The 13,367-nt window shown below is 72.4% G+C and carries 10 protein-coding genes; 6 read left to right on the top strand and 4 right to left on the bottom strand.

Annotated features, from left to right (window positions below; genetic code table 11):
- Positions 1–130 precede the first annotated feature (130 nt).
- The 3 genes from ACZ7LU_RS35575 to ACZ7LU_RS35565 all read left to right on the top strand — a co-directional run bounded on the left by ACZ7LU_RS35575 (position 131) and on the right by ACZ7LU_RS35565 (position 5,397).
- Positions 131–2,788: an alpha/beta fold hydrolase gene (locus ACZ7LU_RS35575; RefSeq protein ID WP_471919116.1), complete on the top strand. Its 2,658-nt coding sequence runs from the start codon at positions 131–133 to the stop codon at positions 2,786–2,788.
- Positions 2,785–3,651 carry an ABC transporter permease gene (locus tag ACZ7LU_RS35570; RefSeq protein ID WP_468311655.1) on the top strand — a complete coding sequence of 289 codons (867 nt, stop codon included), beginning with the start codon at positions 2,785–2,787 and terminating at the stop codon, positions 3,649–3,651. Before ACZ7LU_RS35575 ends, ACZ7LU_RS35570 begins: the two co-directional genes overlap by 4 nt.
- Before the next feature lie 153 nt (positions 3,652–3,804).
- Complete coding sequence (locus tag ACZ7LU_RS35565) at positions 3,805–5,397, top strand: vWA domain-containing protein (RefSeq protein ID WP_471919115.1); 1,593 nt, start codon at positions 3,805–3,807, stop codon at positions 5,395–5,397.
- On the opposite strand, the gene ACZ7LU_RS35560 is transcribed toward ACZ7LU_RS35565, so the two are convergent.
- Positions 5,394–7,454 carry an arabinofuranosyltransferase AftB family protein gene (locus tag ACZ7LU_RS35560; RefSeq protein ID WP_471919114.1) on the bottom strand — a complete coding sequence of 687 codons (2,061 nt, stop codon included), beginning with the start codon at positions 7,452–7,454 and terminating at the stop codon, positions 5,394–5,396. The two genes, ACZ7LU_RS35565 and ACZ7LU_RS35560, sit on opposite strands and share 4 nt — an antisense overlap.
- A gap of 108 nt (positions 7,455–7,562) precedes the next feature.
- Positions 7,563–8,036 carry an SCP2 sterol-binding domain-containing protein gene (locus tag ACZ7LU_RS35555; protein ID WP_471919113.1) on the bottom strand — a complete coding sequence of 158 codons (474 nt, stop codon included), beginning with the start codon at positions 8,034–8,036 and terminating at the stop codon, positions 7,563–7,565.
- Positions 8,037–8,262: 226 nt separating this feature from the next.
- Here ACZ7LU_RS35555 and ACZ7LU_RS35550 point away from each other — a divergent pair, with 226 nt between their 5' ends.
- The 3 genes from ACZ7LU_RS35550 to ACZ7LU_RS35540 all read left to right on the top strand — a co-directional run bounded on the left by ACZ7LU_RS35550 (position 8,263) and on the right by ACZ7LU_RS35540 (position 11,809).
- On the top strand, positions 8,263–10,257 hold the full coding sequence (locus ACZ7LU_RS35550; RefSeq protein ID WP_471919112.1) for an AMP-dependent synthetase/ligase: 1,995 nt from the start codon (positions 8,263–8,265) through the stop codon (positions 10,255–10,257).
- A gap of 311 nt (positions 10,258–10,568) precedes the next feature.
- Positions 10,569–11,534 carry a hypothetical protein gene (locus ACZ7LU_RS35545; protein WP_471919111.1) on the top strand — a complete coding sequence of 322 codons (966 nt, stop codon included), beginning with the start codon at positions 10,569–10,571 and terminating at the stop codon, positions 11,532–11,534.
- 86 nt (positions 11,535–11,620) lie between these two features.
- Entirely contained in the window at positions 11,621–11,809 is a 189-nt protein-coding gene (locus ACZ7LU_RS35540) for a hypothetical protein (protein ID WP_470982067.1), read from the top strand.
- A 24-nt stretch (positions 11,810–11,833) separates the two neighbouring features.
- Here the strand turns inward: ACZ7LU_RS35540 and ACZ7LU_RS35535 are convergent, their stop codons facing one another.
- Positions 11,834–12,133, bottom strand: coding sequence for a DUF5994 family protein (locus ACZ7LU_RS35535; protein WP_471919110.1), 300 nt, complete (start codon positions 12,131–12,133; stop codon positions 11,834–11,836).
- A 255-nt stretch (positions 12,134–12,388) separates the two neighbouring features.
- Positions 12,389–12,994 carry a DUF5994 family protein gene (locus ACZ7LU_RS35530; RefSeq protein WP_471919279.1) on the bottom strand — a complete coding sequence of 202 codons (606 nt, stop codon included), beginning with the start codon at positions 12,992–12,994 and terminating at the stop codon, positions 12,389–12,391.
- Positions 12,995–13,367 lie beyond the last annotated feature (373 nt).

Genomic DNA, 13,367 nt, shown 5'->3' with positions numbered 1-13,367 from the left:
CCGACGACCCGGATCCCCCCGCGTACCACCACCGCGGTACGTGGGGCGCGGAGTCTACTCCCCGGGGAGGCGCACGGGTTCAGACCGGCGGCTGCCCCGGTTGTCGGTCCCCGCCCGTACGGTGGACGGCATGGATCTACGACTGCCCAGGCCCAGGTTCCCCGTGCCGCGAGGTCCGCGCCGGCTGCTCGCCACCGCGGCCGCCGTCGCGGTCCTCGCCGGCGTGGGCACATGGTCGGCGGTCGCCTCGGACGACGGCCCGGCCGTGCACAGAGCGGACCGCATGGTCGACACCGGCGAAGCCCGGATCGACACCTCGTACTTCACGGCGGGCGACCCGGACGAGAAGCGGCCCGCCGTCCTCATCGGCCACGGCTTCGGCGGCAGCAAGAGCGACGTGCGCGCGCAGGCGGAAGACCTCGCCAAGGAGGGGTACGCCGTCCTGACGTGGTCCGCCCGCGGCTTCGGCAGGTCCACCGGCAAGATCGGGCTCAACGACCCCAAGGGCGAGGTCGCCGACGTGTCGAAGCTGATCGACTGGCTGGCGACCCGCCCCGAGGTGCGGCTCGACAAGGACGGCGACCCCCGCGTCGGCGTCACCGGCTCCTCGTACGGAGGGGCGGTGTCACTGCTCGCCGCCGGGCACGACAAGCGGGTGGACGCGATCGCCCCCCAGATCACGTACTGGAACCTCGCGGACGCGCTGTTCCCCGACGACGTCTTCAAGAAGCTCTGGGCCGGCATGTTCATCAACACCGGTGGCGGCTGCGAGAAGTTCGAGAAGCGGCTGTGCGCGATGTACGAGCGCGTCGCCGTGGCCGGCAAGCCCGACGCGGAGGCGCGCGAGCTGCTCGCCGCGCGCAGCCCGGTCGCCGTCGGCGACCGCATCAAGGTGCCGACGTTCCTCGCCCAGGGCCAGACCGACTCCCTCTTCCCGCTGAGCCAGGGCGACGCCATCGCCAAGGCCGTCCGCGCGAACCACGCGCCCGTGTCCGTCGACTGGATCGCCGGCGGACACGACGGCGGAGACCGCGAGCGCGACCGCGTCGAGCAGCGCATCGGCACGTGGTTCGACCGCTATCTGAAGGACGACAAGAGCGTCGACACGGGCCCGTCGTTCCGCGTCACCCGCACCGGAGGAATGGACTCCACCGATGGTGCAGCGCGGCAGCGTGGCGCGAGCGACGACCGCTATCCGGGCCTCAGGAGCGGTCCGCGCGCGGTGCCGCTCGGTGGGCGCGAGCAGACCTTCGACAACCCCGCGGGCGCGAGCCCGCCCGCGATCTCCGGGCTCCCCGGGGCCGGCGGCGGCTCGCTCTCCCGGCTGTCCTCCCTGGGCGTCGGCGTCTCCCTGGACTTCCCCGGACAGTTCGCCAAGTTCGACTCGAAGCCGCTCGGCGGCGACCTCCGCATCACCGGGACCCCGACGGTGCGCGCCCACGTGAAGTCCTCCAGCGGCGACGCGGTCCTGTTCGGGAAGGTGTACGACGTCGGGCCCGACGGCAAGCAGCAGGTCCTGCCCTCCCAACTCGTCGCCCCCACAAGGGTGACCGGCGCGAAGGACGGCAAGGACGTCGAGCTGACCCTGCCCGCCGTCGACCACGAGGTGCAGAAGGGCCACCGCCTCCGCCTCGCCCTCTCCTCGACCGACCTCGGCTACGCGTCACCCGTCGAGCCCGCCAAGTACACCGTCTCCTTGAAGAGCGACCTGAAGGTGCCGACCGCGCCCGGCGTGGAGACCGCCGCCGCGCCGCTGCCCTCCTGGGTGTGGTGGCTGCCCGCCGCCGCGGCCGTCCTCGCCCTCGGCCTGCTCGTCACCGCGCGCAGGCGCACCACGGCCCCCGCGCCCGACCCGGAGCTCGCCGAAGTCCCGCTCCGGATCACCGACTTGAGCAAGCGGTACGCCAAATCCACCGACCGGTACGCGGTGCGCGACGTCTCCTTCACCGTGGAGAAGGGCCAGGTCCTCGGCCTCCTGGGGCCGAACGGCGCGGGCAAGACCACGACCCTGCGCATGCTCATGGGCCTCATCCGGCCCGACGCCGGCGAGATCCGCGTCTTCGGCCACGCGATCCGGCCGGGGGCGCCCGTCCTCTCCCGCGTCGGCGCGTTCGTCGAGGGCGCCGGATTCCTGCCGCACCTGTCCGGCCGGGAGAACCTGGAGCTGTACTGGAAGGCCACCGGCCGCCCCGCCGAGGACGCCCACCTGGAGGAGGCGCTGGAGATCGCGGGCCTCGGCGACGCCCTGGCCCGCGCCGTGCGCACGTACTCCCAGGGCATGCGCCAGCGCCTCGCCATCGCCCAGGCCATGCTCGGCCTCCCGGACCTGCTGATCCTCGACGAGCCGACGAACGGCCTCGACCCGCCGCAGATCCGCGAGATGCGCGAGGTCATGATCCGGTACGCGCGCGGCGGCCGCACCGTTATCGTCTCCAGCCACCTCCTCGCCGAGGTCGAGCAGTCCTGCACGCACCTCGTCGTCATGGACCGCGGCCGCCTCGTCCAGGCCGGCCCGGTCGCCGAGATCGTGGGCTCCGGAGACACGCTCCTCGTCGGCCTCGCGACGGACATCCCCGACCCGCTCGTCGAGAAGGTCGCCGCGCTGCCCGGCGTCGCCTCGGCGGTCCGCGCCGACGACGGCATCCTGCTGCGCCTCGACGGCACGGAGCACGCCAGTGCCGTCCGCCTCCTGCCCGAACTGGTCCGCCTGGACGTGCCCGTGGAGTCCATGGGTCCGCACCGCCGCCTCGAAGACGCGTTCCTGACCCTGATCGGAGGCACCGCATGAGCGCCCCCACCTTGGAGCGCCCCACCGCGCCCGGCTACCGCGCGGGCCGCACCCTGCCCCTGCGGGTCGAGGCGGTCCGCCAGCTGAAGCGGCGCCGCACGCTCGTCATGGGCGGCATCATGGCGCTCCTCCCCGTCGTGCTGGTCATCGCGTTCGCCGTCGCGGGCGGCTCGCCGGGCTCCCGCAGCGGCGAGGTGACACTGATGGACACGGCGACGGCGTCCGCCACGAACTTCGCCGCGACGTGCCTGTTCGTGTCGGCGGGCTTCCTGCTCGTCATCCCCGTCGCACTGTTCTGCGGGGACACCGTCGCCTCCGAGGCGAGCTGGTCCTCCCTGCGCTATCTGCTCGCAGCGCCCGTGCCGCGGGCCCGCCTGCTCTGGTCCAAGATGGCCGTCGCACTCGGCATGAGCGCCGCCGCGATGGTGCTGCTGCCCCTCGTCGCCCTGGCGGTCGGCGCGATGGCGTACGGCTGGGGCCCCCTGGAGATCCCCACGGGCGGCACGCTCCCCGCGGGCACGGCGACTCGCCGCCTCGTCATCGTCGTCGCCTACGTCTTCGTCTCCCAACTGGTCACCGCGGCCCTCGCCTTCTGGCTGTCGACGAAGACCGACGCCCCGCTCGGCGCGGTGGGCGGCGCGGTCGGCCTGACGATCGTCGGCAACGTCCTGGACGCGGTGACCGCCCTCGGCGGCTGGCGCGACTTCCTCCCCGCCCACTGGCAGTTCGCCTGGGCCGACGCGATCCAGCCCCGGATGGAGTGGGGCGGCATGATCCAGGGCTCGGCGGTCTCGGTGGCGTACGCGCTGGTGCTGTTCGCGCTGGCGTTCCGTGGCTTCGCGCGGAAGGACGTGGTCAGCTGAAGCGAGGACGCCGCATCGCGCCCTTTCGACGATGCCGCATCGCAACCCTTCGACGATGCCGCATCGCAACCCTTCCGCAACGTCCCGGGCCGATCGTTCGACGCCCCCTCCGCGTCACAGTCGGGAAAGCCGACGACGACACGAGGGGGAGAGATGCGGACCCGGACGACGCGACACGGGCTGCTCGCCGCGGCCATGGTGGGCGGTCTGCTGCTCACCGGCTGCACCGGCGGCAGCAGCGGCAACGGCGCCACCGCGGAGGGCAAGGCCAGGGGCGACGGCTCCCGACCGCTCCCCGCGCCCGCGCCCACCACGCCCGGCGGGGACGACGAGAGCGGCCACCGGGACGCCGCGCCCCCGCCCGACCACCTCTCCACGTTCGCCCTGGACGTCGACACCGCCTCGTACGGCTTCGCGCGGCGCACCCTCGCCGAAGGGCGGCTGCCCGATCCGGCGACGGTCCGGCCCGAGGAGTTCGTCAACAGCTTCCGTCAGGAGTATCCGCGGCCCGACGGCGACGGGTTCAGCGTGAGCGTCGACGGTGCCAGGACAGGGGACGACGGCTGGTCGCTGGTGCGGGTCGGCCTCGCCACCCGCGGCGAGCCGGACGCCGGCGAACGCCCGCCCGCCGCCCTCACCTTCGTCATCGACGTATCGGGATCCATGGCCGAACCGGGCCGTCTCGACCTCGTGAAGAGGTCACTCGGGATCATGACCGACCAGCTGCGGCCCGACGACTCCATCGCGCTCGTCACCTTCAGCGACACCGCGGAGACGGTCCTGCCGATGACCCGCCTCGGCGCATCCGGCACCGGGGACGGTCGCCACCGCGTGCACGACGCCATCGACGGCCTGGAGCCCACCCAGTCCACCAACCTCGAAGCGGGCGTCACCACCGGCTACGACACCGCCGTGCGCGGCAGGCGGGCGGGCGCCACCAACCGGGTCGTACTGCTCTCCGACGCCCTCGCCAACACCGGTGACACCAGCGCCGACGGCATCCTGGAGAGGATCTCCGACGCCCGCCGCGAGCACGGCATCACCCTCTTCGGCGTCGGCGTCGGCAGCGACTACGGCGACGCCCTCATGGAGCGGCTCGCCGACAAGGGCGACGGCCACACCTCATACGTCTCGAACGACGAGGACGCCCGCGAGGTCTTCTGCGAGCAGCTCCCCGCCCACATCGAACTGCGGGCCCGCGAGGCGAAGGCGCAGGTCGCGTTCGACCCGGAGACCGTCGAGCAGTTCCGGCTCATCGGGTACGAGAACCGTGAGGTCGCCGACGACGACTTCCGCGACGACTCCGTGGACGGCGGCGAGATCGGACCCGGCCACACGGTGACGGCGCTGTACGCGGTGCGGGCCGAGCCGGGCGCGGAGGGCCACCTCGCCACGGCGAGCGTGCGCTGGCTCGACCCGGACAGCCGCGCGCCGCACGAGGAGTCGGGCCGGATCGAGGCCGCCGACCTCGACGGCTCACTGCGCGAGGCGGACGAGGGGTTGCGGGTCGCCGCGACCGCCGCCTATTTCGCCGACAGCCTGCGCGCCGCGTCCCCGGCCGGCGGTCACTCCGGACCGGAGCACGGAACGGCCCTCCCCGGCGCCCCGTCCCTGCGTGAACTCTCGGGGTGGGCCCACGCGTTGCCCTCCGGCGGTCGCGACAAGCAGGTACGCGACCTGACCGAGGCCATCGACAGGGCGGCGCGTCTGACCGGTGGGCGGCCCGATGGCGGTCGTGCCGGCTAGGACTTCGCCGGGTGGGTCACGGTGCCGCACAGCTCCCGCTCGGCCCGCACCGGGTCGTTCGGGAAGCGGAAGGACGTGAGGTCCGCGGCCCCCGTCAGGTTCCGCCAGAACCGCCCCGCCGTCAGCGGCGCGCGCGTGGCCGCCCGCAGCTCCGCGAAAGGAGCGCAGCGCAGGGCACGCCGGGCGGCGTCGACGCGGGCGGGGTCAAGCCCGGGGGGCAGGTCGCCCGGAACGCCGCGCTCGGCGACGATCCACTCGTCGGGGAGCCGCTTGTCGTGCCCCACGCGGCCGACGAAGCCCTCGGAGTGGGCCGCCAGCGGGTAGGCGAGCCCGATCGGGTCGAGGGCGGCCCCGGAGAGCGGGATCACGGAGCCGCTGAAGCCGAGCGTGTTGTAGACCCCGGTCACCCCGGGCTGCCGGGCTCCGACCGGTGTCTGGGCCAGGAGCAGCGTGGGCGCGCCGGCCCGCGCCCGGTCCCGTACGAGCCGGGCGTACGACGCGTTGCCCGGATGCCCCGCGAAGTCGTGGTGGAGGGGGTGCGGCGCGGCGTTCTGCCGTACGTACACCCCACGCTCGTCCGCGACGCCGCTCTGCCCGATGTACCCCTCGTACGGAACCCGCAGACTGGCCGCGCACACGGCGGCCCACACCCCGACCACCACGGCGACGACGCTCCACGCCCGTGTGACGGGCACGAGGAAGACGGGCAGCAGCATCAGCAACAGCCCCGGCAGAAACATCCGCCCGTGCATGAAGTCACCGCCCACCTTGATGACGTACACCCAGCAGAGGACGCCGGCGAGGACGGGGGCGAGGGCCGGGGCGAGGAGGGGGGCAAGGGTGGGGGCGGGCAGGCCTGCGGATGTGGGGGCGGGGGTCCCGGTGGACGCGCCGGTGGGGGAGGCAGCGGGACCCCCGGCGGAGGCGGCGGGACGGCCGACGGCTGCGGCAGCGAGCCCGGCGGAAGCCGCAGCAGGATCCCCGGCGGAAGCAGCGCCGGGCACCCCGCCGGACGCGGCGCCGGGAACCCCGGCAGCGCGTGTGGCGGCGGAAGTGGATCCCGGCGCACGCCCCTTGCGCCGCCCCAGCCCCGCCGCCAGAACCCCCGCGCCCAGCGCCGCCAGCGGCAGCCACAGCGCGTACGGACCGGTGAAGTCCCAGAGGTAGTCGAAGCCCCGGCCCCACAGGCTGCGCGAAGCTTCCTTCGTGACGCCGGGCAGCGGCATCAGATGCCCGTAGTAGCCCATGCGGAAGATCTCGTACGAGACGGGCAGCGCCCCCGCGACACCCGCCCCGGCGAGGACGCCTCGCCACGAGGGCCGCGCCATGAGCCACTGCGCGGCCAGGAAGACCGCCGACACCAGGGCCAGATCGGGCCGGACGAGCGGTCCGAGCCCCAGGACCGCGCACGTCACCAGCGACCGGGGCCGGGCGATGAGCGCGAGCCAGGACCCCGCGATCCAGCAGGTGGCCAGGCCGGTCTCCAGGCCGGAGGTGGCGAAGTCCCAGACGGGCGGCAGCGCGAGCAGCACGAGTGCCCCGCAGGGCAGCAGGAAGCCGTCCTCACCGGAGGGCCGGAGGGGGCCGACGCGGCCGACGCGGCCGACGCGGCCCACGCGGCCGATACGGCCCACGGAGCGCAGGGGAGGCACGGAACGCAGCAAGCGCCGTGCCCCGAGCGCGGCCAGCGCGAACCCGGCGGCAGTGAGCAGCAGCCCTCCGTACATCGCCACCGTCGCGATGTCGGCCCCCGTCGCCCCGCCCGCGACGAGCAGCCACTGCCACAGGGTGCCGGTGGACGACTCGGCGCGCTCGCCGGGGTTGAAGACGGGGCCGTTCCCCGCAAGCACCTGCCGGACCGTCCGTACATAGATGTGCCCGTCGTCGGACATCCACCGCCGCTGGAACCCGGCGAAGCCGATGACGAGAGCGGGCAGCAGGCAGACGGCGAGACGGACGGAACGGCCCCGCCATCGCCCGCCCCCGGGCGGCGCTCCGGGGGCGGGCCCGGCGACGGTTTCGGAGCTACGGACGGAGGAGTACGCAGACGTCGTCATGACCGCTACATCGGCGCAGGTCAACGACGGCTTGAGCCACGCCGACGCCCACGCCGGGGCCAGAATCGACGCCGACTCCGACTCCGACGCCGGGGCCCGGCGCCCCCCTCACGCTTTCGGAATGTCGAAGTAGCGCGTGAGCCCGGCGGCCAGGGCCACGTCACCCGCGATCTTGACCTTGCGCAGCATGAACAGGGTGACGGGGCTGGCGTTTCCGGAGACGAGCTTGAGGAACTCGGCGTCGGCCATGACGAGCGTGACCCGCGCCTCCGCGTCCGAGCGCCCCTCGCGGACCACACACGTGCCGTCGGCGATATCCGTCTCGTACACCACGTCGTCGTTGCCGCCGCTGCCCGTGACCTTCCAGCGGATGAGGGCCTTCAGGGAGCCCGCCGCGTCCGGCTTGAACTGCCGCTCCACGCGCCCGAAGACCTCCTTCAGGACGCGCCCGCGCAACTCGCCGTCGTGGGAGATCTCGGCGATCTGCCTGCCGGAGAGGCCCTTCACGATCCGGGCGAACTCCTCGGGCGTGACGCGGGCGAAGTCGAGCTCGGCGATCCTGCTGATGTCGGCGTCCGCCACGGCAATCTCCCCACTGATCAGCAAACTTACTAGGAAGTAAGGTATGTCGCCGCCCAGCCCTTCGCCAAGCGTGGTGATCCCGGCGACCGTCGCCGGAGCCCGCGGCGACCGGACCTGAGCGGACTGTGTCCGTCCCATTGAATTTCTCTTACGTGTCAGTAAGTTGACCCCTGAGTAAGTACCTGGAGCGCGCCGATCACCTGGGAACCGGAAGCCGGGAGCCGTCATGGGCGTACGCAAGGATCTGAAACGGGCACAGCGCCACAGCGGCCTGGCGGACCGGGCCGAGGTCGAACTCATCAGGGACGAACACGGCACGGTGCGCGAGGTCCGAGCCGCCGCGCTCGTGGCACCCGCCACCGCGGGCAGCACCGCCGACATCCCCTTCACCAACGCCGTCGAGGCCCCCGACGCCGTGGTCCTGCGCCGCAAGGAGGGCGGTCAGTGGCGCCCCGTCATCGCGACCGCCTTCGCGCGCGAAGTGACGGAAGCCGCCAAGGGATTGATCGCGGACGGACTCGAACCGGGCGGCCGGGTCGCGCTGATGTCCCGTACCCGTTACGAGTGGGCCGTCCTGGACTTCGCGATCTGGGCGGCGGGCGGCCAGACCGTGCCCGTCTACGCCACGTCGTCGGCGGAGCAGATCGAGTGGATCGTCCGCGACTCGGGCGTCCGCTTCCTCATCGCGGAGACCGCGGAGAACGCGGCGACGGCCGAGCAGGCGCTGGCCGCCCTCGCCGACCCGCCGCGCATCCGGCACCTCGACGGCGGCGCGATGGCGGAACTGACCGCTCTGGGGCGGGAACTGTCGGACGAAGAGGTAGCCAAGCGCAGGGCCGCGCTCACCCCGGACTCCATCGCGACGCTCGTCTACACCTCGGGCACCACGGGCCGCCCCAAGGGCTGCGTCCTCACGCACGGCAACCTGCACGCGGAGGCGGCGAACACCGTCGACCTCCTCCACCCCGTCTTCAAGGAGATCACCGGACAGGTCGCCTCCACGCTCCTCTTCCTGCCGCTCGCGCACATCCTGGGCCGCAGCATCCAGATCGCCTGCATGCTCGCCCGCATCGAGCTCGGCCACTGCCCGAGCATCAAACCCGAGGAACTCCGCCCGGAGCTGCGGGCGTTCAGGCCGACGTTCATCGTCGGCGTCCCGTACCTCTTCGAGAAGATCCACGACACCGGCCGGGCGACCGCCGAGAAGATCGGCCGCGCCTCGTCCTTCGACCGCGCGGAGCGGATCGCGGTGCGCTTCGGCGAGGCGTACCTGAACAAGTTCCTGAACAGGTCGCAGAGCAACAGGTCTCAGGGCAGCAGCTCCCAGAGCAACGGAACCCACGCCGACGGAACGCGTCCCACCAAGACCCCGGGCCCCTCCCTCGCCCTCTACGCCGGCTGGGCGCTGTACGAACTCCTCGTCTACCGGCGCATCCGCAAGGAGGTCGGCGGCCGGCTGCGTTACGCGATCAGCGGCGGCTCACCGCTGGACCGAAACCTCAACCTCTTCTTCTACGCCGCCGGAATCGTCATCTACGAGGGGTACGGCCTGACGGAGACCACGGCCGCCGCCACCATCACGCCGCCGCTCAGGCCCCGCCCGGGCACGGTCGGCCTGCCCGTCCCCGGCACGGCCGTGCGCATCGCGGACGACGGAGAGGTGCTGATCAAGGGTGGCATCGTCTTCGGCTCGTACTGGAACAACCCGGCGGCGACGGACGCCGTGCTGACGGACGAATGGCTGGCCACCGGTGACCTGGGCGCGCTGGACGACCACGGCTATCTCACGATCACCGGCCGCAAGAAGGACATCATCGTCACCTCCGGCGGCAAGAATGTCTCGCCCGCCGTCCTGGAGGACCGGCTGCGCAGCCGCGCCCCGGTCGGCCAGTGCATCGTCGTCGGCGACAACCGCTCGTACGTCGCCGCGCTCGTCACCCTCGACCCCGAGGCGGTGGAGCACTGGCTCACCGTCCGCAAGCGCCCCAGGGACACGCCGCTCGCGGAGCTGGCCCGAGACCCGCAGATGATCGCCGAGGTCCAGAAGGCCGTGGACCACGCCAACGCGGCGGTATCGAGGGCCGAATCGATCCGTAGGTTCGCGATAGTGGAGGGCGAGTTCACGGAGGACAACGGCCTGCTCACCCCGTCCCTGAAGATCAAACGGCATGCGGTGACGGCGGCGTACGCAGCGGAGATCGAGGCGCTCTACGGCGGCTGAGCACACGGCGAGTTGGTGAGGCCGGCGGCGCCGCCGGCCTCACAGGGCCAACGCCCGGGCGGGCGCACGGAGTTCCCGCGACCCGGTGGGGCCACTCCCACGCGGGGCCAAGGCTTTGGTCTTCCGCGCGGGACCAAAGCCACGGCCTTCTGCGCGGGACCAAAGTCCCGTCCTTGATCTCATTCACGTAACCCCGGGCGATCACTGTTGGTCATCTTCTACACATGTGTAAAAGTATGCGCGGCACCCCGGGCGGGGATCCTCTTCGAGGGCTCGGGGTGCCTTCGTATGCACTGAAACGGGAGGGACCCATGAAGAAGAGCACGCGGACGGCGCGGCGCATGACCGGCGGCCTCGTCGCGGCGGTGACGGCGGGGGCCGTCCTCGGGGCGACGGCCCCCGCGGCCGTCGCCGGAGAGGCACCGTTGGCGGCGGCACGGGCGGCCGCCGTGGTCGAGAAGGCGACCGGAACCGCGGATCTGACCGCGCTCGACGGCCGCCGTGGCAGCGGGCGGACGGACGAGGGGAACGTCACGGTCACCGCGCCCGCGAAGGCCGACGGCGACGTGCTGATCGACGCGCCGAACGCCGACGTGTCGCTCGGCGTCACGAAGACGAGGGGAGCCACCGGCGTCGCGGCCGGCGCGGGCACGGTCGTGTACCCCGACGCCGCGCCCTCGACGGACATCGCCGTACAGCCCACGGCGGACGGCGCCGCCCGCACCCTGGTGACGCTCAAGGACCGGAAGGCCCCGACCACGCACGACTTCTCGCTGACGCTCCCCGAGGGGGCGCGGCTGATGGAGGACGGAGAGGGCGGCTTCCTGATCGCCAGGAGCCACAGCGAGGACACCGAGGTCCTGGGCGCGATCGACGCCCCGTGGGCCAAGGACGCGGACGGCGAGGCCGTACCCACCCGGTACCGCCTCGACGGCGACAAGCTGACGCAGACGATCGACACCGACGCCGACACCGCCTTCCCGGTGGTGGCCGACCCGAAGGTCTCGCTCGGCTGGTCCATCTACCTCCGCTTCAGCAAGAAGGAGGTGAAGGACATGGCCAAGACCCCCATGTACCACTTCGCGGCGACGGCCACCGTGATGGCCTGCGCCAAGATCCCCAACGCGGTGGCGGCGGCAGGCTGCGGCGCCGCCCTGACCGCCCAGGCGAGCTCCCTGCGCGGCCAGATGCAGGACGCCGCCAAGGCCAACCAGTGCGTGGAGTGGAAGGTCAGCTACGTAGGGGTCATCACCAACTGGAAGCGCTACAAGTGCTGACGTCAGACCAGTCGACGTCAGACCAGTTGACGACAGACCAGTCGACGGCAGACCAGTTGACGGCAGACCGAGAGAGGAAGACGAAGATGACCACGAAGACGAGCACGAAGAAGGACCTGCTGGTCCTTACCGTCACCTACCTCGCACTCGTGGCCGTCGCCTGGGCAGTCATGGACGGGAACACCGCCCGCTGGATGCTCCTGCTGCTCCCGGTACTGGTGGCGGCCCGCGCCCTCATGCTCCGAGGCCGGGAAAGCCGCAGTACTTCGAGGTGACCGCCCCGGGGCCGGCCGACGGCATCACGGCGTGACGGCCCCCGCCATCAGCCGCAGGGCGTCGGCTGCGTCCGTGTGGGGCGGTACGACCAAGAGGTCCCACCTGCCCCGGCCGGGCGCCAGCAGGCACACCGTGGAAGGCGTGTGCCTGCTGGGGCTCCGGTTCAGTTGCAGGACGTGGTTCGCGATGAGTGTCCGGCCGGGAAAGTCGGACCATATGGCGCTGTTGACGGTGACGTGCGCGATCTGGGGCCAGCTGTGGGGCAGGGCCCCGAGCAGGAGCGGCAGTTCGGCCAGCAGGTCTCCCGTTCTGGGCCACCACACGCCGTCGATGCGGTGCGGCCCGCCGCCGACGGGGGACAGGCGTAGACGTACGAGGGATGGAAGGCGCGGCGGGGCGGGGAGGGGCGTACGGACTGGGGGGCTGAGTGGGGTGATGAAGGGAGTGCGGAGGGTCGTGCTCATGCCGGGCTCCTGCTCGGAGGCTGGTGGATCACGAATGTGCCGGGTGCGATCGGCGCGACGGTGAATGCGGTGGCGGGAGCGAAGGGGACGGGTGAGGGCGGTGCCCATGACCCGTCACTGCCCGTACGTCATGGCCGTACGCCCTGGCGTGGAGCCACCCTCCGACTCCCAGGCCTCCGCACCGGACCCGGAACCGATACCGGAATCGGTACTGAAACCGGTACCGATCCGACCCGCCCCTGTGGCGGCCGCGAGCTGTCCCGCCGCCTCGGCTGCCAAAAGGGCGCTGCCCGTGCGACGGTCCTGTGGATCGCAGGCCGCGGCCATGAGTCGGGCGGCAGCGCCCGCTTCGGTGTCGGGAGGGACGATCAGCAGGTCCCAGCGCCCCGCGCGGTAGGAACGCAGCATGAGTTGATGGGTGTCCTGCTCGTCGCGGAACCACCCGACGTTGACCGTATGACCGTGGACCGGCACCCTGTGCGGGATCACCGGCCAGTGCGTCGGATTGACCGTGACGCGCGTGATGCGTCCCCACGGCGCGTCCAACTGATCGCACAGGGCGGGCAGTTCGCGGTTCAAATCCCGCGAGCGGGGCCACCAGGCGCCGTCGACCAGCCCGGAGGAAGGGCCCGACGGCTTCAATGACAGGCGGGCGGGCGGCTCGTCGGCGGCAGGGGTGCCCAGGAGGGTGGGCGGGGGGCGTCGTTCGGTGAGCACCATCATGGTGTCGACCTGTCCCCGGGCGCGATGCACACGACCCGGTGCTTGGCCGAGGGAGATACCGGCAGAGGAAGCCGGTCAAGAAATGCCCTCGGTACTGTCAGCGTACTCCTGTGGAAGCCCGGACCACGGGTGCGCGACGGCTCCCCGGCTTTCCGGGCCCTGACCCAGGGCGCTTTCCGCCCGTCTTCGGCCCGGGGTTCCGCTTCCGTCTCCGCAGGCCACCGGATCCGCATCCGAACACCGCCGCGTCGGGGCTGGCGGGGGAGGCGCGGCGGGTGGCGGAAAGCCCTCGCCGCCTCCTGTGTCCCGGCGCGCGGTGTGCTTCGCTGGCGAGTCCGGCAGGCGGAACCCGCAGGGGCTGCAGAAGCCG

The sequence above is a fragment of the Streptomyces sp. NPDC039462 genome (assembly GCF_055639375.1).
Note: the sequence above shows the minus strand (reverse complement) of the source record. Positions and strands in the feature narration are given on the sequence as shown.

Excerpts from the sequence above, each read along its gene's own strand:
- ACZ7LU_RS35575 (WP_471919116.1), top strand. The coding sequence starts at position 131 with ATGGATCTACGACTGCCCAGGCCCAGGTTCCCCGTGCCGCGAGGTCCG.
- ACZ7LU_RS35550 (WP_471919112.1), top strand. The coding sequence starts at position 8,263 with ATGGGCGTACGCAAGGATCTGAAACGGGCACAGCGCCACAGCGGCCTG.
- ACZ7LU_RS35570 (WP_468311655.1), top strand. The coding sequence starts at position 2,785 with ATGAGCGCCCCCACCTTGGAGCGCCCCACCGCGCCCGGCTACCGCGCG.
- ACZ7LU_RS35530 (WP_471919279.1), bottom strand. The coding sequence starts at position 12,994 with ATGGTGCTCACCGAACGACGCCCCCCGCCCACCCTCCTGGGCACCCCT.
- ACZ7LU_RS35540 (WP_470982067.1), top strand. The coding sequence starts at position 11,621 with ATGACCACGAAGACGAGCACGAAGAAGGACCTGCTGGTCCTTACCGTC.
- ACZ7LU_RS35560 (WP_471919114.1), bottom strand. The coding sequence starts at position 7,454 with ATGACGACGTCTGCGTACTCCTCCGTCCGTAGCTCCGAAACCGTCGCC.
- ACZ7LU_RS35545 (WP_471919111.1), top strand. The coding sequence starts at position 10,569 with ATGAAGAAGAGCACGCGGACGGCGCGGCGCATGACCGGCGGCCTCGTC.
- ACZ7LU_RS35565 (WP_471919115.1), top strand. The coding sequence starts at position 3,805 with ATGCGGACCCGGACGACGCGACACGGGCTGCTCGCCGCGGCCATGGTG.